At 74.7% G+C, this 20,859-nt stretch carries 21 protein-coding genes and 1 other RNA gene; 12 read left to right on the top strand and 10 right to left on the bottom strand.

Going from position 1 to position 20,859, the window contains the following annotated elements:
- The first annotated feature begins 646 nt into the window (after positions 1-646).
- The 3 genes from ACFVTF_RS14065 to ACFVTF_RS14055 are packed head-to-tail and all read left to right on the top strand — an operon-like array spanning position 647 to position 3,391.
- Entirely contained in the window at positions 647-1,483 is an 837-nt protein-coding gene (locus ACFVTF_RS14065; RefSeq protein ID WP_350885034.1) for a Nif3-like dinuclear metal center hexameric protein, read from the top strand.
- Between the two features lie 23 nt (positions 1,484-1,506).
- Positions 1,507-2,250, top strand: coding sequence for a zinc ribbon domain-containing protein (locus tag ACFVTF_RS14060; RefSeq protein ID WP_371516754.1), 744 nt, complete (start codon positions 1,507-1,509; stop codon positions 2,248-2,250).
- A 4-nt stretch (positions 2,251-2,254) separates the two neighbouring features.
- Positions 2,255-3,391, top strand: coding sequence for a bifunctional RNase H/acid phosphatase (locus ACFVTF_RS14055; RefSeq protein ID WP_371516753.1), 1,137 nt, complete (start codon positions 2,255-2,257; stop codon positions 3,389-3,391).
- 68 nt (positions 3,392-3,459) lie between these two features.
- On the opposite strand, the gene yaaA is transcribed toward ACFVTF_RS14055, so the two are convergent.
- On the bottom strand, positions 3,460-4,245 hold the full coding sequence (yaaA, locus tag ACFVTF_RS14050) for a peroxide stress protein YaaA (RefSeq protein WP_387813384.1): 786 nt from the start codon (positions 4,243-4,245) through the stop codon (positions 3,460-3,462).
- Between the two features lie 85 nt (positions 4,246-4,330).
- The gene (locus ACFVTF_RS14045) at positions 4,331-4,771 is read right to left on the bottom strand and encodes a DUF3995 domain-containing protein (protein WP_371516752.1); all 441 of its coding nucleotides are present in this window, start codon (positions 4,769-4,771) and stop codon (positions 4,331-4,333) included.
- A 238-nt stretch (positions 4,772-5,009) separates the two neighbouring features.
- Here ACFVTF_RS14045 and ACFVTF_RS14040 point away from each other — a divergent pair, with 238 nt between their 5' ends.
- The 3 genes from ACFVTF_RS14040 to rnpB all read left to right on the top strand — a co-directional run bounded on the left by ACFVTF_RS14040 (position 5,010) and on the right by rnpB (position 8,456).
- Positions 5,010-6,467, top strand: coding sequence for an RNB domain-containing ribonuclease (locus tag ACFVTF_RS14040; protein ID WP_387813381.1), 1,458 nt, complete (start codon positions 5,010-5,012; stop codon positions 6,465-6,467).
- Between the two features lie 91 nt (positions 6,468-6,558).
- Positions 6,559-8,046 carry an MFS transporter gene (locus ACFVTF_RS14035; protein ID WP_387813378.1) on the top strand — a complete coding sequence of 496 codons (1,488 nt, stop codon included), beginning with the start codon at positions 6,559-6,561 and terminating at the stop codon, positions 8,044-8,046.
- Positions 8,047-8,059: 13 nt separating this feature from the next.
- Positions 8,060-8,456: RNase P RNA component class A (gene rnpB, locus ACFVTF_RS14030), an RNA gene on the top strand.
- 137 nt (positions 8,457-8,593) lie between these two features.
- Here rnpB and ACFVTF_RS14025 read toward each other — a convergent pair.
- Positions 8,594-8,851, bottom strand: a complete 258-nt coding sequence (locus ACFVTF_RS14025) for a Prokaryotic metallothionein (RefSeq protein WP_350885059.1) — start codon at positions 8,849-8,851, stop codon at positions 8,594-8,596.
- A 100-nt stretch (positions 8,852-8,951) separates the two neighbouring features.
- Positions 8,952-9,350 carry an ACT domain-containing protein gene (locus ACFVTF_RS14020; protein WP_363580847.1) on the bottom strand — a complete coding sequence of 133 codons (399 nt, stop codon included), beginning with the start codon at positions 9,348-9,350 and terminating at the stop codon, positions 8,952-8,954.
- A gap of 187 nt (positions 9,351-9,537) precedes the next feature.
- Between ACFVTF_RS14020 and ACFVTF_RS14015 the strand changes: the two genes are divergently transcribed.
- Positions 9,538-10,194, top strand: a complete 657-nt coding sequence (locus ACFVTF_RS14015) for a PadR family transcriptional regulator (RefSeq protein ID WP_387813373.1) — start codon at positions 9,538-9,540, stop codon at positions 10,192-10,194.
- A 36-nt stretch (positions 10,195-10,230) separates the two neighbouring features.
- On the opposite strand, the gene ACFVTF_RS14010 is transcribed toward ACFVTF_RS14015, so the two are convergent.
- Complete coding sequence (locus tag ACFVTF_RS14010; RefSeq protein ID WP_063347364.1) at positions 10,231-10,428, bottom strand: hypothetical protein; 198 nt, start codon at positions 10,426-10,428, stop codon at positions 10,231-10,233.
- A gap of 52 nt (positions 10,429-10,480) precedes the next feature.
- Entirely contained in the window at positions 10,481-10,711 is a 231-nt protein-coding gene (locus tag ACFVTF_RS14005; RefSeq protein WP_063347363.1) for a hypothetical protein, read from the bottom strand.
- Between the two features lie 413 nt (positions 10,712-11,124).
- Here ACFVTF_RS14005 and ACFVTF_RS14000 point away from each other — a divergent pair, with 413 nt between their 5' ends.
- A complete protein-coding gene (locus ACFVTF_RS14000; RefSeq protein ID WP_363580851.1) occupies positions 11,125-11,826 on the top strand; it encodes a bifunctional DNA primase/polymerase in 702 nt (233 codons plus the stop codon).
- Positions 11,827-11,845: 19 nt separating this feature from the next.
- Here the strand turns inward: ACFVTF_RS14000 and map are convergent, their stop codons facing one another.
- Positions 11,846-12,691, bottom strand: coding sequence for a type I methionyl aminopeptidase (map, locus tag ACFVTF_RS13995; protein ID WP_063347361.1), 846 nt, complete (start codon positions 12,689-12,691; stop codon positions 11,846-11,848).
- 104 nt (positions 12,692-12,795) lie between these two features.
- Between map and ACFVTF_RS13990 the strand changes: the two genes are divergently transcribed.
- A complete protein-coding gene (locus ACFVTF_RS13990; protein WP_371516748.1) occupies positions 12,796-13,029 on the top strand; it encodes a hypothetical protein in 234 nt (77 codons plus the stop codon).
- A 76-nt stretch (positions 13,030-13,105) separates the two neighbouring features.
- On the opposite strand, the gene ACFVTF_RS13985 is transcribed toward ACFVTF_RS13990, so the two are convergent.
- Together ACFVTF_RS13985 and ACFVTF_RS13980 are read right to left on the bottom strand one after the other, a co-directional pair.
- Complete coding sequence (locus ACFVTF_RS13985; protein ID WP_387813368.1) at positions 13,106-14,473, bottom strand: MFS transporter; 1,368 nt, start codon at positions 14,471-14,473, stop codon at positions 13,106-13,108.
- A 113-nt stretch (positions 14,474-14,586) separates the two neighbouring features.
- Positions 14,587-15,192, bottom strand: coding sequence for a hypothetical protein (locus tag ACFVTF_RS13980; protein WP_387813365.1), 606 nt, complete (start codon positions 15,190-15,192; stop codon positions 14,587-14,589).
- Between the two features lie 47 nt (positions 15,193-15,239).
- On the opposite strand from ACFVTF_RS13980, the gene npdG reads away from it, so the two are divergent.
- Together npdG and ACFVTF_RS13970 are read left to right on the top strand one after the other, a co-directional pair.
- Positions 15,240-15,932: an NADPH-dependent F420 reductase gene (gene npdG / locus ACFVTF_RS13975; protein ID WP_371516745.1), complete on the top strand. Its 693-nt coding sequence runs from the start codon at positions 15,240-15,242 to the stop codon at positions 15,930-15,932.
- Positions 15,933-16,121: 189 nt separating this feature from the next.
- Positions 16,122-16,322 carry a hypothetical protein gene (locus tag ACFVTF_RS13970; RefSeq protein ID WP_363372195.1) on the top strand — a complete coding sequence of 67 codons (201 nt, stop codon included), beginning with the start codon at positions 16,122-16,124 and terminating at the stop codon, positions 16,320-16,322.
- A gap of 4 nt (positions 16,323-16,326) precedes the next feature.
- Here ACFVTF_RS13970 and ACFVTF_RS13965 read toward each other — a convergent pair whose 3' ends face one another.
- Positions 16,327-17,142: a site-2 protease family protein gene (locus ACFVTF_RS13965; protein WP_387813362.1), complete on the bottom strand. Its 816-nt coding sequence runs from the start codon at positions 17,140-17,142 to the stop codon at positions 16,327-16,329.
- A gap of 181 nt (positions 17,143-17,323) precedes the next feature.
- Between ACFVTF_RS13965 and ACFVTF_RS13960 the strand changes: the two genes are divergently transcribed.
- Positions 17,324-20,728, top strand: a complete 3,405-nt coding sequence (locus ACFVTF_RS13960; protein WP_387813359.1) for a BTAD domain-containing putative transcriptional regulator — start codon at positions 17,324-17,326, stop codon at positions 20,726-20,728.
- The last annotated feature ends 131 nt before the right edge of the window (positions 20,729-20,859 follow it).

Raw genomic sequence — 20,859 nt, 5'->3', positions numbered from 1 at the left:
CATCCCTTCGTCTCGTCCGCCGCCCGCGGGTGCCCACTGCTCCGGCACCCGGGCGTGCGGCCCGGCCTGATCGGTTTCCTCGGAAGGAGCGGGAGTGCCGCCCCTGAACGGGAGTGCCGCCTCGGTATGGCGTGCCGCCCCGGCGCGGCGCACCGCCCTGGTACGGCGGTGCCGCGCCTGGGGCAGGAGCCCCGGCCGCGCCCGCCCCGGGCCCGGTCTCGCCAGGACCCGTGTCCGGCGGAGCGCCTTCCCGACCCCCGGTCGGGGCAACTGTCGGGGCAACTCCCGTTCGCAGGACTGAAGTTACTTTCGAGGCGGGAGTGGCTCAACGTAGAGCCGGTCACTTCACTCGTAAGGGTGATCAGGAGGCGGTTTCGAATTCGTGCGAGGGCTCCCGTGTGAGCAGTGGGCGCCGGGCGCGGGGGCGCGTGCGACCGGCGCCGGCCCCTTCCGGGCGCCCCCGCCGCAGGTTGACGCGCGTCCGTACGCCACCGGCACCCGTGTCCGAACCGCGCCGCCGCCTCGCCGCCGCCGGACACCCGCCGCCATCCCCGCCGCACCGGCCGCCCCGCTGCCGCCGCACCGCCGCCCAGGTCGCCGAACGGCCGAGGCCCGACCGCCCCCGCGCGCACGGTAGTCTCGACAGGTGCCGAAACTGTCCGACGTCATCACCGCGCTCGAAGAGGTCTACCCGCCGCAGTGGGCGGAGGCCTGGGACGCCGTCGGCCTGGTCTGCGGAGACCCCCAGGCCGAGGTCGGCCGCGTGCTGTTCGCCGTCGACCCCGTGCAGGCGGTCGTCGACGAGGCCGTCGAGTGGGGCGCCGACCTGGTGGTCACCCACCACCCCCTCTATCTGCGCGGCACCACCAGCGTCGCCGCGACCACCTTCAAGGGCCGGGTCGTGCACACGCTGATCAGCAACGGCATCGCCCTGCACGTCGCGCACACCAACGCCGACCACGCCGACCCCGGCGTCTCGGACGCGCTCGCCGAGGCCGTGGGCCTGCGGGTGACCGGCCCGCTGGTGCCGGACCCGACCGACCCGCTGGGCCGCCGCGGCACCGGCCGGATCGGCCTGCTGGAGCCCCCGCTGCCCCTGTCGGCCTTCGCCGCGCAGGTGGCCGAGGGCCTGCCGGCCACCGCCACGGGCGTCCGGGTCTCCGGCGACCCGGACCGGCTGGTGAGCCGGGTCGCGGTGTGCGGCGGCTCGGGCGACAGCTTCTTCGCCGAGGTGCGGGCGGCCGGGGTGGACGCCTACCTCACCGCCGACCTGCGCCACCACCCCGCGTCCGAGGCCGCCGAGGCGGCGCCGGTCGCCCTGGTCGACGCCGCGCACTGGGCCACCGAGTGGCCCTGGCTCGCCCTGGCCGAGCGGGCCCTGCACGCCGCCGCCGACCAGCGCGGCTGGGCCGTGGAGACCAAGGTCTCCCACCGGGTCACCGACCCGTGGACCGCGCACGCCCCCATGTCCTTCACCGCCTGACCCGATTCACAGGAGCCTTCCCCTTGAACGCCGCGCCCGCCGACCAGATCCGCCTGCTCGACCTCCAGGCCTTCGACTCGAAGCTCGACCAGCTGGCCCACCGGCGCCGGAGCCTGCCCGAGCACGCCGAGATCGAGAAGGCCTCCGCCGACCACACCGCGCTCAAGGACCTGGTGGTCGCCGCCGAGGCCCAGCAGGGCGACACCACGCGCGAGCTGACCAAGGCCGAGCAGGACGTGGAGCAGGTCCGCACCCGGTCCGCCCGCAACCAGCAGCGCCTGGACTCCGGCGCGATCACCTCGCCGAAGGACCTGGAGAACCTCCAGCACGAGATCGGCTCGCTGGCCAAGCGCCAGGGCGACCTGGAGGAGATCGTGCTGGAGGTCATGGAGAAGCTGGAGAGCGCCCAGACCCGGGTCACCGAGCTGACCGCGCGCCTCCAGCACTCCACCGTCGTCCTCACCGAGGCCGAGACCCGCCGGGACGCCGCCTTCGCCGAGATCGACACCGAGGCCGACAAGGTCAAGCGGGACCGCGAGACCGTCGCCGCCGTCATCCCCGCCGACCTGCTGAAGGTCTACACCAAGCTGCGCCAGACGCAGGGCGGCGTCGGCGCGGCCCGCCTCTACCAGCGCCGCTGCGAGGGCTGCCGCACCGAGTTCTCCATCACCGAGTTCAACGCCATCAAGGCCGAGCCGGCCGACAAGGTGGTCCGCTGCGAGAACTGCTCGCGGATCCTGGTCCGCACCGCCGATTCGGGCGCCTGACCCGGTGGCGGCTCGCTTCATCGTCGAGGCGGACGGCGGGTCCCGGGGCAACCCGGGGCCGGCCGGCTACGGCGCGGTGGTCCGGGACGGCGACACCGGGCAGATCATCGCCGAGGCCGCCGAGTTCATCGGCCACGCCACCAACAACGTGGCCGAGTACAAGGGCCTGATCGCCGGCCTCAAGGCGGCCCGGGAGCTCGACCCGGACGCCTCGGTGGACGTCCGGATGGACTCCAAGCTGGTCGTCGAGCAGATGTCCGGGCGCTGGAAGATCAAGCACCCCGACATGCAGCCGCTCGCCGCCGAGGCCCGCACCGTCCTCCCGCGCGCCCGGGTGACGTACACCTGGATCCCGCGCGAGCGGAACAAGGACGCCGACCGGCTCGCCAACGAGGCGATGGACGCGGGCAAGGCCGGCCGCCAGTGGGAGCCCCGGCCGCGGGCCGCCGCGGTGGTGGACGAGCCGCCGCTGGAGACCGCCGCCCCCAAGGCCGGCTGGGCCGCCCCCGCCGACCTCGGCACCCCGACCACGTTCGTCCTGCTCCGCCACGGCGAGACCGCGCTGACCCCGCAGAAGCGCTTCTCCGGCAGCGGCGGCAGCGACCCGGAACTGTCCGACAAGGGCCGCTGGCAGGCCGCGCGGGCCGCCGAGGAACTGGCCGCCCGCGGCAGCATCCAGGCCGTGGTGGCCTCGCCGATGCGCCGCACCCGGGAGACCGCCGAGATCGTCGCCGCCCGGCTCGGCCTGGAGGTCCGGTACGAGGACGGGCTGCGCGAGGTCGACTTCGGCGACTGGGAGGGCCTGACCTTCGCCGAGGTGCAGGAGCGCCACCCGGAGGACCTGGCGGCCTGGCTCGGCTCGGCGAAGGCCAAGCCCACCGGCAGCACGGAGAGCTTCACCACGCTCACCCACCGGGCCGGCGTCGCCCGGGACAAGATCATCGCCCGGCACCCCGGCAGGACCGTGCTGGTGGTCTCCCACGTCAGCCCGATCAAGACGCTGGTCCGGCTGGCGCTCGGCGCCCCGCCGGACGCGCTGTACCGGATGGAGCTGTCCGCCGCCTCGTTCTGCGCCGTCCAGTACTACGCGGACGGCAACGCCTCGCTGCGGCTGCTCAACGACACCTCGCACCTGCGCTGAACGCCCGGGGCTGAACGCCCGGGGCTGAACGCCCGGCTCCGGGAGGGGTGCCCCCTCCCGGAGCGGGCTCAGTGCACCTCGGTGACCACCACGTCCAGCTGCCACGGCTTGCGCGCCGTGCCCTCGGCGGCGAGCTCCACCCGGTGCCCCAGGCCCCGCAGCGCGTCCAGCAGCTCGCCCGGCGTCTTCGGCTCGATCCCCGCGACCAGCAGGTCCCGCACCAGGCGCCCCTTGGTCGCCTTGTTGAAGTGGCTGACGACCGTGCGCTTGCCGTTGCGCTCCTGGAGCACCCGCACGGTCGCCGTCCGGGAGGCCACCTCGCCGGCCGGCTTCCACGCCGCCGCGTACGCCGAACTGCGCAGGTCCAGCACCAGCCCGTCCGCCACCTCCGGCAGCACCGACGCCATCGCGCTCCGCCAGTACGCGCCGAGCGCCCCCGGGCCGGGCAGTTTCACACCCATCGAGCAGCGGTAGGGCGGAATCCGGTCGGAGATCCGCACGGCGCCCCACAGGCCCGAGAAGACCAGCAGCGACCGCTCGGCCCGGCCGTACGCGGCCGCGTCCAGCGTGGCCAGACCCAGGTTGTCGAACAGCACCCCGGTGTACACCTCGCCCGCCGGACGGGCACCCGCCGCCGGCAGCCCGGCGTTGCGGGCGATCTCGCCGCGCAGCCCGGGGCTGAGCCCCAGCACCTCCGCGGCGGTGTCCTCGTCACCCCGGCACAGGCCGACCAGCGCGTCCAGCACCTCGCCGCGCGCGGCCGTCAGCCCGGGCAGCGACAGCCGGTCGAGCGCCACCGGCACCCCGTCCCCGGACGCGGCCTTGCCCTCCGAAGGCGGCAACAGCACCAGCACAGCGGACTCCTCAACACTCTGTGGCGGATGAACCCCGCCACCCTACGCAAAACCGGCCCGCCCCGGGCGGCCCGTCCGGCCCCGGCTACTCGGCGTTACCGGCCCCCGCGACCACGGCCGTCCCGGCCGCCAGCGCCAGGCAGAGCGGCGAGTAGTACCGGGTGTCCAGCCGCTTGAACCGCTCCGACCGCTCGACGACCCTCCCGAACAGCACCAGGCCGCCGACGCCGCGCGCCAGCATCACCCCGGCCACCGCCCGCACCCCGGCCCGCCGCAGCCGCCGCGGCCCCACCGCCGGCAGCACCCCGGCCTCCGCCCCCACCAGGTACGCGGCCGCCCCGAGCAGCCCCGCCACCCTGACGCAGGCCGCCGGGGACGGTACTCCGTCGCCCGCGCCGACCACGGTGTCCGCGAACTCCTCCGGCGTCCGCAGCGGCCACGGCGTCACCGCCCACACCGCGTGCAGCGCCCCCGTCGCCGCCAACACCCCCGACACCGCAGCCCCGGTCGCCTTCACCACACCCATCGCCCGAACCCCCTCCGTGAACGACCACTCCACCCCACCCTACGAGCGCTCACACCCGGCCCCCACCCCGCCCGAGCCCCGTGGAGCAAGGCCTCCGCCCTCGGCCAGAGCCTGGCCCCGCACCCGGAGGGCGCGGTGGCCCAGCGCCGGCAGTCCGGCAGTCCGGCAGCACCGGCGGTCCGGCGCGTCCGGCGGGGTGATCCGTCCGGAATCACCCGATTCGCCCTACGCTGCCTGCATGCCTCGCCGAAAACTGCGCGTCAAGGCCGCCGACTCCGCCCGGATCAACACCGAACTGACCGAACTCCGCGCCCGCCTGGAGATCCACACCGAGTGGCCGGAGCCGGTGCTGGCCGAGGCGGAGGAGGCGGCCGAGCGCCCCCGGCTGCCCGAGCACGACGCCACCGACCTGCCGCTGTTCACCGTCGACCCGCCCGGCTCGCGCGACCTCGACCAGGCCATGCACCTGCTCCACCGCCCCGGCGGCGGCTACCGCGTCTACTACGCGATCGCGGACGTCGCCGCCTTCGTCCGCCCGGGCGGCGCCATCGACGCCGAGGCCCGCCGCCGGGTCGAGACCCTGTACTTCCCGGACCACCGCATCCCGCTGCACCCCACCCGGATCTCCGAGGACGCCGCCAGCCTGCTGCCCGGCGAGCCCCGGCCCGCCCTGCTCTGGCAGCTGGACCTGGACGCCGACGGCGCCGTGGTGCTGGCCGACCTGCGCCGCGCCCTGGTCCGCTCGCACCGCCGCCTCGACTACGCGGCCGTCCAGCGCGCGGTGGACCTCGGCGGCGCCGACGAACAGCTCGCCCTGCTCGCCACCGTCGGCCGGCTGCGCGAGGAGCAGGAGCGTGCGCGGGGCGGGATCAGCCTGCCGGTGCCCGAGCAGGAGGTCGAGGAGACCCTGCACGGCTACGTCCTCGACTACCGCGCGCCCGGCCCCGCCGACGGCTGGAACGCGCAGATCTCGCTGCTCACCGGCATGGCCGCGGCCGAGCTGATGCTCGACGCGGGCGTCGGCCTGCTGCGCACCCTGCCCGCCGCACCCGCCGCGGCGTACGAGCGGCTGCGCCGGATCGCCGCCGCGCTGGACGTGGACTGGCCGCAGACGCTCCCGTACCCGGAGCTGATCCGCTCGCTGGACCCGGACGCGCCGATGGACGCCGCCTTCCTCAACGCGTGCACCGGCCTGCTGCGCGGCGCCGGCTACCACGCCTTCGACGAGTCCCGGGGCCTGCCCGCCCCGGCCGACCCGGGCCACGCCGCGCTCGCCGCGCCGTACGCGCACTGCACCGCGCCGCTGCGCCGGCTCGGCGACCGCTTCGCGCAGGAGGTGTGCGCGGCGGTGGCGGCGGGGGAGGAGGTGCCGGACTGGGCGCGCGAGGCGCTGCCCGCCGTGCCGGGCCTGATGGCGAGCGGGGACCGCCGCGCGGCCGAGGTCGAACGGGCCTGCGTGGACCTGGTGGAGGCGGAGCTGCTGGCCGGCCGGGAGGGCGAGGACTTCACCGCCGTGGTGATCGACGTGGACGAGCGGCGGCCCGCGGCCGGCACGGTGCAGCTGCGCCGGCCCGCCGTCCGGGCCCGCTGTGACGGCGCCGATCCCGGGGTGGTGCTGCCGCTCGGCGGGCTGATCCGGGTCCGGCTGACGCAGGCCGACCCGCTCACCCGCACCGTCCGCTTCGCCGCCGTCTGACCCCTTTGGGCTTCCGTGCGCCCCCGGCGCCGCCACCCGGACGGTCCGTCACACGGCCCCCGAGCGCCGCCCAGATGGGAGGATCGGTCCCGTGCCCGAAGCCCAGCCCTCCGGCGCCCCGGGGCGCCGCCGTCGACTGCTCGTCCTGGCGATCTGCTGCCTGAGCCTGTTCATCGTCGGCCTGGACAACACCGTGGTGAACATCGCCCTGCCGGCGATCCAGCGGGACCTGGACGCCCCGGCGTCCGGGCTGCAGTGGATCATCGACGCCTACACCCTGGTCCTGGCCTCGCTGCTGATGCTGTTCGGCTCGGTGGCCGACCGCTTCGGCCGCCGCCGGGTGTTCCAGATCGGGCTGCTGTGCTTCGCGCTCGGCTCGCTGCTGTGCAGTCTGGCGCCGAGCCTGGAGTGGCTGGTGGCGTTCCGCGCGCTGCAGGCGGTCGGCGGTTCGATGCTGAACCCGGTGGCGATGTCGATCATCACCAACACCTTCACCGACCCGAAGGAGCGGGCCCGGGCGATCGGCGTCTGGGGCGGCGTGGTCGGCATCTCGATGGCGCTCGGCCCGCTGCTGGGCGGCTTCCTGGTGGAGGGCGCGGGCTGGCCGTCGATCTTCCTGATCAACGTTCCGGTCGCCGTGGTCGCGATGCTCCTGACCGCCCGTTACGTCCCGGAGTCGCGCTCGCCCCGGCCGCGCCGGCTGGACCCGGTCGGGCAGCTGCTGATGATCGTCCTGCTGGGCTGCGGCACCGCGGCCATCATCGAGGGCCCGGGCAGCGGCTGGACGTCCCCGCTGATCCTCGTCCTGGCGACCGTCGCCGTGGCCGCGCTGGTCGCCTTCCCGCTGTGGGAGCGGAGGGTGGCCGAGCCGCTGGTGGACCCGCGGTTCTTCGCCAGCGCGCCGTTCACCGGCGCCACCGTCACCGCGGTCTGCGCCTTCTCGGCCCTGGGCGGCTTCCTCTTCCTCAACACGCTCTACCTGCAGAACGTCCGGCACTACGACCCGTTCGAGGCGGGCCTGTGGACGCTGCCGATGGCCGCGATGATGCTGGTCTGCGCGCCGCTGTCCGGCCGGATCGTCGGCAGCCGGGGCCCGCGCGGGCCGCTGGTCGCGGCCGGGCTGGGCCTGGTCGCGAGCGGGCTGCTGCTGACCAGGCTGGCCGCCGACTCCCCGGCGGCGCTGCTGCTGGCGGCGTACGCGCTGTTCGGCTTCGGCTTCGGCATGGTCAACGCGCCGATCACCAACGCGGCCGTGTCCGGCATGCCGCGCGCCCAGGCGGGGGTGGCCGCGGCGGTCGCCTCGACGAGCCGCCAGATCGGCCAGTCGCTGGGGGTGGCGGTGATCGGCACGGTCGTCACCTCGGCCGTGGTCGGCCCGGTGGCGACGGGCTTCGCCCCGGCCAGCCACGCCGGCTGGTGGATCCTGGTGGGCCTGGGCGGCGCGATCCTCCTCCTCGGCCTGGCCACCACCACCCCGTGGGCGACCGCGACCGCCGTCCGGGTGGCCGCCCGCCTCGGCGGCGAGCCGCCCGCGGTCCGCTCCGGTGTACGGGAGGCCCCACCCGAGCGGCTACGATGACCACTACGGCGGAAGAGCCGGCCGGGCGGTCGCGACGGGTCCCTGACCCGCCGAGGAACGTCCGGGCTCCACAGAGCAGGGTGGTGGGTAACGCCCACCCGGGGTGACCCGCGGGACAGTGCCACAGAAAACAGACCGCCCACCGCTTCGGCGGCGGGTAAGGGTGAAACGGTGGTGTAAGAGACCACCAGCGACCGGGGTGACTCGGCCGGCTCGGTAAACCCCACCTGGAGCAAGGTCAAGATCGGTGCCTTCGGGCACCGTGCGCGGATGACCGAGGGTTGCTCGCCCGAGTCCGCGGGTAGACCGCACGAGGCTGTCGGCAACGGCAGTCCTAGATGGATGGCCGCCTCCCCGGGCCGCGCGAGCACCCCGGGAGACAGAACCCGGCGTACAGGCCGACTCTTCCGCCGCCCCAGCTTGACTGAGGCCCCCTGATCTGCGAAACCGCAGGTCAGGGGGCCTTTGTCGTGAGGTCGCCCAAGTCGCGCGAGCGCCCCGGGAGGCAGAACCGGGGGTGCAGGCCGACCGTTCCGCCTGCCCGCCGTTACGCGGGGCGGGCGCCGACGGCGTCGCGGATCTGGTCGCCGAGGCCGCCGTTGACGCGGGCGCAGTTGGCGCAGCAGAAGAAGCGGCCGGCCACTTCGACGCCGTGGCCGACGATGCGGACCTGGCACTGCTCGCAGCGCGGCGCGAGCTTCTCCATCGCGCACTCGAAGCTGTCGAAGGTGTAGGTGTCGCCGGTGATGGTCCTGATCTCGAAGGCGAGCCAGTAGTCGTTGCCGCAGGTGACGCAGGTGGCCATGGCGGCCGTCTCCTTCCGGTGGGGGCCGGCCGGCCGGGGTGGCCGGGCAGCCGTTCCCAGTCTCGGAGGGCCGTGCGGGGGCGGCCACTCGACGGCGTCGTCAGGCGGGCCGGGCGGCCAGTTCCTCCAGGGCCCGGACGGCGCGGTCGGCGTCGTCGGCGGTGACGAACAGGTGGTCGTGGTGGAAGCCGGCCACCACGTTGCAGCTGATCCCCTCCTCGGCGAGGCGCCCGGCGACGGCCGCGGTGAGGCCGACGGCCTCCAGGGCGGAGTGGATCTGCAGGGTGATCCAGGCGGCCACGTACTCGTAGCGCAGCCCGAGCGCGTCGGCCTCCTCCTGGGTGACGACGACCGTGACCCCTTCGGGTTCGGCGACGGTCACCACCGGCCGCATGCCCGCGGGCACCTTGGCGGGCAGCGTGCAGTAGACGTACCGCCCCGGGTTGAGCAGCGGGCGCATCCCGTGCAGCAGCTTCGCGAGGTCTCGTTCACCGGCCATGCCCGTCACCGTAGCGGGCGGACGGGGCCTGGGCGGCGGGGTGGGGTGCCGATGCGCCGTTCGTGTCGTAATCCGTTGACGAGCGACAGTCGCCGATATATCGTCGAGCTATCGAGACAGTAACTCGACTGGCTCGGTGAACGAGGAGGTGAGCGCCATGCGCTCAGGAGACCGAGGAAATCCGGGAATGCGGTTCAGCGGCGAGGGCCCGCGCGGTGGCTGGCTCCGTGGGCCGGGGCCGGACTTCGAAGGGCGGGAGTTCGAGGGCCGGGCGGCCTTCGGCGGCTTCGGCCCGCCGCCGTTCGGCGGCGGTGGCCCCGGGCGGCCGATGGGCGGCCCGTTCGGGCACGGCTTCGGCGGGCACGGCGGGCGCCGCGGCGGTCCGCACGGGCGGCGCGGCGGCCGGGCGCGGCGCGGGGACGTCAGGGCCTCGCTGCTGGCGCTGCTCAAGGAGCGGCCGATGCACGGCTACGAGATGATCGCCGAGATCTCCGAGCGGACGGGTGGGGCCTGGCGGCCGAGCCCGGGCTCGATCTACCCCAACCTCCAACTGCTGGAGGAGGAGGGCCTGATCACCGCGGAGGAGGTCGGCGGCAAGCGGCTGGTCTCGCTCACCGAGGCGGGCCGGGCCGAGGCCGAGGCAGGGCCCGCCGAGCCGTGGGCGGAGGCCGGCCGGGAGGTCGACTGGGAGGCCGTCCAGGAGGTCGGCCAGGCGCTGGCCGCGGTCGACCAGGCGATCCGCCAGGTGATGGCGACGGGCACCGAGGCGCAGCGCGCCAAGGGCCTGGTGGTGCTCACCGAGGCGCGCAAGAAGCTGTACCTGATCCTCGCCGAGGAGGACTGACCGCCGTGGGGGGCTGGGCACAGGCGGTGCGGCTGCTCAGGGGTGGACCGTGAACAGGGCCACGCAGGCGAGCAGCAGCACCGCCCAGCCGAACCAGAGCCAGCCGTTGGGGCCGATCACCACGGTGTAGACGCACACCGCCACCAGCAGCGCCCCGGTGACGCCGGCGACCTGCCGGTTGTGGTGCGCGACCGCCTGGGGGCGGCTGCGGGGGTGCCGTGCCGTTCTCGCCATGCCGTCCTCCCGGGGAGGCTGGGGGCGGCGGTCGGTGCGGTCGGCGCGGCCGTCAGCCGGACGCGCGGGCGGTGGCCGCCTCGTCGAACTCGTAGCGCCAGTGCCAGCTGATGCCCCGCACCTGCTTGGACCGGACGTACACCAGTGTGCGCGCGGGGGAGTCGCCGTGCGCGGGGACCGGCACCTTGTAGGTCTTCGGCACGCCGAACATCGGCCCCAGCGGGATGGGGAGGATGCGGCCGTCCAGGGGGCCGCCGACGAATTCGGTGTCCGCGCTCTTCACCCCACCAGGGTCTCACCTCCGCACGGGTGGCCGGCGCACACGCCCGGGCCCTCCGGCCGGGTGCGGGGAGTGTGACCGGAGAGGCACCGCCCCCGGTCATCCGGAGGCCCCGCGCACCCTTATCCTTCCTGTTACGCCCCCGGGGTTCACCCGGGTCAGCGGGCCCCGTACGGGCCGGGCAGGGCGCGGATCCGCGCGCCCTCCGGCCGACCTGGCGCGGACAGCGTGCTGCCGCGACTGCGTACCGTGACCCGGGCGTCGGCCCTCCGGTGACCCCGGTTCCCGGTCGGCAGGGCGTGGACAGCAGGGCCGAGCACCGCCCCGGGAAGCAGCGGGGGGCGCTGTGCGTTGCGTCGGAGTGGTACGTCGAACGCTGTGCCGCACCAGGTACGGCAGTGCGCGGAAGGGGCCCGATGGAAGCCGGCGGCAGGTGGACGACCTGGTGGCAGAAGCGTGAGCGTCAGCGGGCCCGGTCCGGTGAGGTGGACGGCCCCGCCGCCCGGCTCGATCAGCTGCTCGGCGCGGTGCGCGCCGGATTCCCGCTCGCGCCGGCCGCGCATCCGGCCGGCTACCGCTGTTCCTGCGACCGGGTGGCCTGTCCGGCCCCGGCCCAGCACCCGGTCTCCTTCGCCTGGCAGACCCAGGCCACGACCGATCCCGAGCAGCTCGCCCGCTGGCTCGCCCGCGATCCGCAGACCAACTTCATCACCGCCACCGGCCGTGCCCACGACGTCCTGGACGTCCCGGTCGAGGCCGGCCGGCTGGCCCTGGAGCGGCTGACCGAGCGGGGCGTCGAGGGCCCGGTCGCCGCCGTCGGCGAGGACCGCTACCTGTTCTTCACCGCCACCCGCGGCACCCCGCAGGACGAGGACGAGTGGTGGCCGAGCGTCCTCGACTCCACGCCGGACACCATGTCCGAGCACCCCGGCCTGCGCTGGCACTGCCGCGGCTCGTACACCCTGCTGCCGCCGGCCGCGCTGCCGGACGGCTCGCAGGTGCGGTGGCTGCGCGGGCCCGAGCAGCCACTGCCGGACCCGCTGCGCGTCCTGGACGTGCTCACCGACGCGTGCACCGAGGTGGGCGCCGTCGCCGAGGAGCAGTGGCTCATCGGCTGAACCGGCGCCCGGCCGGGGGTCACGGCAGGGTGAGGACCTCCGCGCCGTCCGCCGTGACCACCAGGGTGTGCTCGAACTGGGCGGTGCGCTTGCGGTCCTTGGTGACGACCGTCCAGCCGTCCGGCCAGATCTCGTAGTCGTAGGTGCCCAGGGTGAGCATCGGCTCGATGGTGAAGGTCATCCCCGGCTTGATCACCTCGGTGGCCCGCTCGCTGTCGTAGTGCGGGATGATCAGGCCGGAGTGGAACGACGTGTTGATGCCGTGCCCGGTGAAGTCCCGCACCACGCCGTAGTCGAAGCGCTTGGCGTAGGACTCGATGACCCGCCCGATCACGTTGATCTGACGACCGGGCTTGACGGCCTTGATCGCCCGGTTGAGGGATTCGCGGGTCCGCTCGACCAGCAGCCGGGACTCCTCGTCGACGTCGCCGACCAGGTAGGTGGCGTTGAGGTCGCCGTGCACCCCGTGGATGTACGCGGTGGCGTCGATGTTGACGATGTCGCCGTCCTGGAGCACGGTCGAGTCCGGGATGCCGTGGCAGATCACCTCGTTGATCGAGGTGCAGACCGACTTGGGGAAGCCGCGGTAGCCGAGGTCGGACGGGTACGCGTCGTGGTCGCACATGTAGGTGTGGGCGACGGCGTCCAGCGCGTCGGTGGTGACGCCGGGGGCGATCAGCTTGGCGGCCTCCGCCATCGCCTGGGCGGCGATCCGGCTCGCGATCCGCATCTTCTCGATCGTCTCGGCGGTCTGCACCTCGGGCCCGGTGTACGGCGTCGGGGCGGGCCGACCGACGTACTCGGGGCGCGCGATGTGCGCCGGGACCTTGCGGGTGGGGGACTGGATGCCGGGTACGAGAGCCATGGCCGCGAGTCTATCGGCCGACCCCGGCGCGCCCGGGCGGTGTGCGCGGCGGCCCCGGCCGGGGAATGATCGGTACGACCCCATCGAATCGACGGGAGGGCACCATGCCCCTGGGATTCCACCGCAAGCCGACCGGCAAGCCCGGCGAGTGGTTCTACTGCATCAAGCACGGCAAGGTCGAGGAGGGGCCGGAGTGCCCCGCCAAGGACCGCCTCGGCCCGTACGACAGCCCGGAGGAGGCCTCGCACGCCCTGCAACTCGCCGACGAGCGCAACCGGGAGTGGCGGCAGGGGGACGAGCGCTGGAACGACACGCCGAAGGACGGCGGCGGCCAGTAGCGGCCGGGGCGGCGTCCGGCGCCCGGCTTCTGCCGTCCAAGCCGTCGCCGTCCAAGCCGCCGCCGGCCGGCCGCCGTCAGTCCGTCGCCGGGGCGGCCTCCCGGTCGTGCTGCTGCTCCCGCTCGCGCTCCGCGCGCTCGTGCTCGGCGCGGACGGCGGCGGTGTGCGGGTCGGTGCGGTCGTCGTAGGCGAGCAGTTTGGGCAGCGCGGCGGCCACCACGAGGACGGCGGCGACGCAGATCAGACCGCCGCTCCAGACGGCGGCGCGGACGCCGACCAGCCCGGCCATGGTGCCGGCCCGGACCTGGCCGAGCTGGGGGCCGACGGAGTAGCTGAGCAGTTCGACGCCGGCCATCCGGCCGCGCACCTCGTCCGGGATGGACTGGTTCCACATGGTCGAGCGGGCCAGCCCGCTGATCTCGTCGGCGCCGCCGGCCAGCGCCAGGCCGAGCAGCACCAGCCAGATGCTCCCGGACAGGCCGGCCAGGGCCATGGCGGCACCCCAGCCGACGGCGGCGACCACCAGCAGCCGGCCGTGCCGGTGGATCCGGGACGTCCAGCCGCTGGTCGCCCCGACCAGCAGGGCGCCGGCCGCGGAGGCCGCGTACATCGGGCCGAGCGCCCAGTCCGCGCCCAACTCGGAGGCCAGGAAGGGGAAGACGGCCACCGGGAAGGCGAACAGCATCGCGCAGAGGTCGATCGTGTAGGTGCCGAGCAGGTCCTTGCGGCTCCACGCGTACCGGACGCCGGTGAGCACCGCCCGCACCGACGGCCGCTCGGCGCCGGTGGCCGGCGGCACCGCCCGGATCCGGACGAGCAGCAGCAGCGAGGCGGCGAAGGTGACCACGTCCAGCGCGTACGCCGTCCCCACCCCGGAGAACGCCACCACGACGCCGGCCAGCGCCGGCCCGGCCACCGAAGCGGCGTTGCGGTACAGGGAGTTGAGCGCGAACGCGGCGGTCAGGTGCTGGTGCGGGACGATCCGCGGGGTGAGCGAGTCCAGGGCCGGGCGCTGCAACCCGTCGCAGGCCGCGACCAGTGCGGCGACCAGGTAGATCGGCCAGAGCAGCGGGGACGGCAGCAGCGCGTTGAGCAGCAGCAGGCCGGCGAGCAGGCCCAGCCCGGCCTCGGCCCGCAGCACCAGCTTCCGGCGGTCCAGGGCGTCGGCGAGGGCGCCGCCCCACAGGCCGAACACGATCAGCGGGACGAGCTCGACGGCGCCGATCAGGCCGACCGCGAAGGAGGAGCCGGTCAGCTCCTTGATCTGCATCGGCACGGCGACGTAGGTGAGGTAGCTGCCGAAGCTGGTGACGCAGCCGGAGAGCCAGAGGAAGCGGAAGTCGCGGGAGGCGCGCCAGGGCGAGAGGTCGGGCGCGAGCGAGCGCAGCAGCGTGCGCGACCGGCCGGAGGCGCCGGGGGGATGCGGGGGTTCGTCGTCGTTCACGAACCAGCATCCTCGAACGCGGGCTACCGGGTTCGCAAAGGGTTTTTCAGCCCGACACACGGCCGTCACGGTCGGGCCGGGGGCGGAGCGGGCCGAGGTGGGTCGGGCCCGGGCTACCAGCGGCTGATCGCGGGTGGTGCGGTCAGCCGGCCGGCGAGTCCGGCGAGCCGGTCCAGCGCGGTGCGGCGGGCCCGGGCCCGCCCGGCGGCGGCGCTGACCAGGTGCTGGGCGAGGTCGAAGGGCTCCTCGTCGGCGGTGCCGACGGCGAGCCGCTCGTGCGCGAGCCCGCCGAGGTCGCCCGGCTCGGCGGGGGCGGCGCCGTCCAGCGCGAGCACGGTCGCGCCCTGCCGGCGGGCGTCCTGCACCCGTTCCAGCAGCGGCGCGCCGGCCGCCTCCGGCGCCACCACCAGGAGGGTGGCGCCGCGCCCGGCCCCGGTGAGCCGACTCAGGCCGTGCGCGAGGTGCGCCGGGGCGCCGGTCGGCGGAGCGTGCCGCAGCAGGGTGGGCGCCAGTCGGGGGACGGCCGACCAGGCGGCCTCGTCCGCCAGGTGCGCGGCCAGGTGCCAGGGCTCGTACGCCTCGGTGCCGATCAGCAGCAGCTCGCCGGCCCCGCGCCGCGACACCGAGCGCCACAGCGACCCGGCGAAGCCGCCGACCGCCTCCAGCCAGCCGGTGCCCACCAGGTGCTGCCGGAGTGCCGAAACTCTCACCGCGTCCATGCGGCCCAGAATGTCGCGTCCGGCCGGGGGTTTGACAGGATCGGCCCATGACTTCCCTCGATTCAGCGACAAAGCCGGCCCACGAACTGCCGGACGTCTCACACCTGGTGGTCGGTGTCCTCGGCGGCACCGGCGACCAGGGGCGCGGCCTGGCCCTGCGACTGGCCAAGGCCGGCCAGCAGGTGATCATCGGCTCGCGCGACGCGGCCCGGGCCGAGGCCTCCGCCGCCGAACTGGGCCTCGGCGTGCGTGGCGCCGACAACGCCACCACCGCCCGGGAGAGCGACGTGGTGATCGTCGCGGTGCCCTGGGACGGGCACGCCCCGACCCTGACCGCGCTGCGCGAGGAACTGGCCGGCAAGATCGTGGTCGACTGCGTCAACCCGCTCGGCTTCGACAAGCAGGGCGCGTACGCGCTGAAGCCGGAGGAGGGCAGCGCCGCCCAGCAGGCCGCCGCGCTGCTGCCGGACTCCCGGGTCACCGCCGCCTTCCACCACCTCTCGGCGGTGCTGCTCCAGGACGAGTCGGTGGAGCAGATCGACACCGACGTCATGGTGCTCGGCGAGGAGCGGGCCGCCACCGACATCGTGCAGGCGCTGGCCGGCCGGATCCCCGGCATGCGGGGGATCTTCGCGGGCCGGCTGCGCAACGCGCACCAGGTGGAGTCGCTGGTGGCCAACCTGATCTCGGTCAACCGCCGCTACAAGGCCCACGCGGGCCTGCGGGTGACGGACGTCTGAGACCGGGCCGTCTGAGAGCGGACGGTCCGGGACCGGACAATCCGAGATCAGACCGTCCGGGACCGGCCGCTCCGGGATCCGGTCGAGCCGTGTCGGCCTCACCCCTGGACCAGCTCCGGAGGTGAGGTCGGCGACAATGGGTGCGGCCGCAACCCGGCCGACCGCACCCGGCCCTAGGAGCCTCCCGCCATGCCCCGCACGTCCCTCTTCGCCCTGATCGTCGTCGTCCTCGCCTTGGCCGCCGCCGTGGTCTCGCTGACCCAGGGCTTCTGGCTGGGCCTGATCTGGCTCCCGATGGCCGGTGTGGCGAGCAACGTGCTCTGGATGAACCGCCGCCGCGCGAAGATCGCCGAGGCCACGGCCGCCGCCGCGGCAGCCGAGCAGGGCTAGCCGGCTAGTTGTTCCAGAAGCTGAACAGGTACCGGCCGAGCGTCGCGTAGTTCTGGTCCACGCCGAACAGGTTCATCAGGTCGTGGAGGACCCCGAAGAAGAACGAGTTCACCGAGGGCTGCCACAGCAGCGCGAACACGGCCAGCAGCCCGTACGGCGCGAACGGCTCGACCGCGCGCCGGGTCTTGTACGACAGCCAGGGCTCGACGATCCCGTAGCCGTCCAGCCCGGGCACCGGCAGCAGGTTCAGCAGGGCGGCGCTGAGCTGGAGCAGGCCGAGGAAGCCGAGCGCGGCCGCGAACGGCGAGACGTTCAGCTCGTAGCCGTTCCAGACCGCGTGCACCGTCGGGTCGTCCAGCCAGCCGGCGCCGATCGGGATCAGCAGCAGGGCCGCGCACACCAGGTTCACCAGCGGCCCGGCCGCCGAGATCAGGCTGTGCTTGAGCCGGCCCTGGATCCGGTCCCGCTCGATCCAGACCGAGCCGCCGGGCAGGCCGATGCCGCCCATGATCACGAAGACGATCGGCAGCACGAGGCTGAGCAGCACGTTGGTGTACTTCAGCGGGTTGAGCGTGAGGTAGCCCTTGGCGCCGACGGTGATGTCGCCGCCGTGCAGCGCGGTGCGGGCGTGCGCGTACTCGTGCAGGCACAGCGAGACCAGCCAGCCCGCCACCACGAACAGGAACACCCCGAACGCGGCGTTCCCGTAGCCCGAGTACACCGCCCAGCCGGAGGTGGCGAGGACGGCGAGGAGCACCCAGAACACCGGGCTGATCCGGCGGTCCTCGCTGCGTGAGCGCTGCGTGGCGGCGAAGGTCATGGTGTGGGTGCTCCGGGTGTCCGAGGAAAAGCGGCCAGGGGATCGATCATGCCGGGCGGGCCGGTGACCGGACAAGCCGTCCCGGGTGAACGTCCGAGGGCCCTGTCCGGGTTCCGCCGCCGGTGAGAGGCCCCTGGACAATTGTGCGCCCCGATCGCCGCCCATCGACCAGAATGGACCGGTGTACTACGGCATCCTCGGGACCACGACGGCCCACCACGACGACGGCACCCCGGTGCCGCTAGGCGGCGCCCGGCTACGGGCACTGCTCACCGCGCTCGCCCTCCGGCAGGGCCGCCCGGTGCCCGCCGACCTGCTGGTGGACGAGGTGTGGGAGGCCGAGCCGCCCCAGGACTCCTCCGCCGCGCTCCAGACCCTGGTCGGCCGGCTGCGCCGGACCGTCGGCCGGGACGAGATCGGCTCCGGCCCGGCCGGGTACTGGCTGACCGACCCGGCCACCGACCTCGCCGAGTTCCAGCGGCTCGGCGCCGAAGGCCGCCGCGCCCTCGACACCGGGGACCACGCGCTCGCCGCCGAGCGGCTGCGCGCCGCCCTGGCGCTGTGGCGCGGCCCCGCCCTGGCCGACCTGCCGGACCGCAGCGGCCCGGCCGCCCGGCTGGAGACCCAGCGCGAGGAGGCCCGCCGCCACCGGATCACCGCCGAGCTCGGGCTCGGCCGGGCCGCCGAACTGGTCGCCGAGCTCACCGAGCTCTGCGAACGGCAGCCGCTGGACGAGCCGTTGCAGCAGCTGATGATCCGGGCGCTGCACGAGAGCGGGCGCACCGCCGAGGCGCTGCGCCACTACGAGCGGACCAGGCGCGCCCTCGCCGAGGAGCTCGGCGTCGACCCGGGGCGCCAACTCCAGTCCCTGTACGCCACGTTGCTGACTCCGGCCGAGGTCGACCCGGCGCCCGCCCCGGCGCCGACCGTACCCGCGCCCGCACCGGAGTCCATACCGGCCCCGGTGACCCAGCCGGCCCCGCCGGCCACCGGGCGGCCCGGGGCGCTCCAGCCCCCGCGCGTCGGCGGCAACCTGCGCGGCCGGCTGACCAGCTTCGTCGGCCGCGAGAGCGATCTCGCCGCACTGCGCGGAACGTTGACGGAGCGTCGGATGGTCACCCTGACCGGCCCCGGCGGCTCCGGCAAGACCAGGCTCTCGATCGAGGCCGGCCGCGCCGAGCAGTCCGCCGGGCACTGGCCGGACGGCGTCTGGGTCGCCGAACTCGCCCCGCTGGAGACCCCGGACGCGGTGCCCGCCGCCGTGGTCTCCGCACTCGGCCTGCGCGAGATCGTGCTGCACAGCGGCGGCATGGTCGCCGAGGTGATCGAGAAGCGCGCCGAGGACCCGGTGCGCCGGCTGGTCGAGCACTGCGGCCACCGCCGGATGCTGCTCGTCCTGGACAACTGCGAACACCTGATCCAGGCCGCCGCCGACCTCGCCGACATCCTGCTCACCGAGTGCCCCGAGCTGACCGTGCTCGCCACCAGCCGGGAGCCGCTCGGCGTGCCCGGCGAGACCGTGCTGCCGGTCGAGCCGCTGCCCGACCCGGTGGCGCTGCGCCTGCTCACCGAGCGCGCCACCGCCGCCCGACCCGGCTTCGACCCGGACACCGACCCGGCGGCCTGCGCCGAGATCTGCCGCCGCCTGGACGGCCTGCCGCTGGCCATCGAACTCGCCGCCGCCCGGCTGCGGGTGATGACGGCGCGCCAGATCGCCGACCGCCTGGACGGCCGGTTCGCCCTGCTCACCGCGGGCAGCCGCACCCTGCTGCCGCGCCAGCAGACCCTGCGCGCGGTGGTCGACTGGAGCTGGGACCTGCTGGGCAAGCGCGAACGGGCGGTGCTGCGCCGGCTCTCGGTGTTCGCCGGCGGCTGGCAGCTGGAGGACGCCGAGGCGATCTGCGCGGACGGCGTCGAGGTGGTCGGCGGGGAGGTCGCCGACCTGCTGCTGTCGCTGGTCGACAAGTCCCTGCTGGTGGCCGACCTGGACGACGGCAGCCTGCCGCGCTACCGGATGCTGGAGACCATCCACGAGTACGCGACCGAGCGCCTCGCCGAGTCCGAGGAGGAGCGCGACGCGACCGGGGCCCGCCACCTGACGCACTTCCGTACCATCGCCGCCACCGCCTTCCTGAACATCCACGGCTCCCAGCAGCTGCACTGGCTGACGGTGCTGGAGCGCGAGCTGGACAACATCCGGGCCGCGCTGAGGCGCGCCATCGACCTCGGGGACGAGGAGCAGTCGCTGGCCCTCACCCTTGGCATGAGCTGGTACTGGTCGCTGCGCGGCTACAGCATGGAGGCCCGCGGCTGGTACGACGCCGTCGCGGCGCTCGGGCCGGATCCGTTCGGCCCGAAGCCGCCCGTACCGCTGGAGCGGGACGTGCTCTCCTACGGCCTGCCGATGCCCGAAGGGGTCGTCGAGGAGGCCCGACGACTGCTCGCGATGTACCGGCTGATGGGCATGTTCGAGGGGAACCTGGACGTGCTCGGCAACCCGGAGGCGATCGCCGTCGCGGAGCAGCTGCTGGACGTCTACACCCCGGAGCTGCCGCAGGCCTACCGGTTCCCGGGCCTGATGCGGGTGTTCGGGGCGTTCCTGGCCGGCCGGCTGGAGATGATGAGGAGCCTGCTGGACGACGCCGTCCGCGGCTGCGAGGAGCACGGCGGGCCGAACGACCTCGCGTTCATCCTGCAGCTCCGGGCCAAGATGCTGAACGACTGGCCGGGCGGGGCCGACCAGGGAATCCTGGACGGCCAGCGCTCCCTGGAGCTGTTCGAGCAGGCCGGCAACCTCTGGGGGGTCTCCCAGGCCCTGTCCGCCCAGGGCGAGTCGCTGGCCAACCGGGGCGAGCCGGAGGCGGCCGCCGTCGCGTACGAGCGGGCGATCGAGCTGGCCGAGGAGCTGGGGACGCCGCACGAGGTGCCGATGCTGCGGGTGAACCTCGGCTCCGCCCTGCTGGAGCAGGACATGGAGCACGGCGAGCGGATCATCCGGGAGACGCTGGACGGGCTGGACCACCACAGCGCGGACCACTCCTCCACCGGCGCGCTGCTGTTCGGCGGCCTCACGCTCTGCGGCGTCCACATGCTGCGCGGCGAGTACGAGCAGGCGCTGGCCGAGCTGGACCGGATGGAGGCGACCAGCGTCGGCAGCTTCGCCCCGGGGATCGTGACCGGGATGCTGATCACCACCCGGGGCTGGATCACCGCCCGGGCGGGCCGGCCGGACGAGGGGCTCGCGATGCTGCGCGAGGGGCGGACGCTGCTCCGCGAGACGTCGCGCACGAGCGGCTTCGGCGAGCAGATGACGGTCATGGTGGTCCCCGCGGTGGTGGGGGTGCTGCGCGCCTTCGCCGAGCGCGACGGCGACCTGGAGCGGGCCCGGCAGGCCACCGTGCTGCACGGCGCGCACCACGTGCTGAACGGTCCGAAGGGCGGCTACCTGGACCGCGTCGAGCGGGGCAGGGCGGCGGCCGACCTGCGGGCCCAGCTGGGCGACGCCGCGTTCGAGGCCGCCCACGCGGCCGGCGAGGGCCTGAACCCGGGACAGGTCCGGGAGCGGATGTACGAGTGGATCGGCTGACCGGCGTCCGTCCCTGGTCACCGGTCAGCCGACAGGAGTGGACCGGCTGAGCGACGCCCGTCCCCGGTCGTCGGTCTGCCGTTCCGCCGGCCGGCCCCGTCCCCTGGTGCCGGCCGGCCGCCCCCCGGCCC

Source organism: Kitasatospora sp. NPDC057940, assembly GCF_042887425.1.
Lineage (GTDB): Bacteria > Actinomycetota > Actinomycetes > Streptomycetales > Streptomycetaceae > Kitasatospora.
This window is presented reverse-complemented; position numbering and strand designations above follow the sequence as displayed.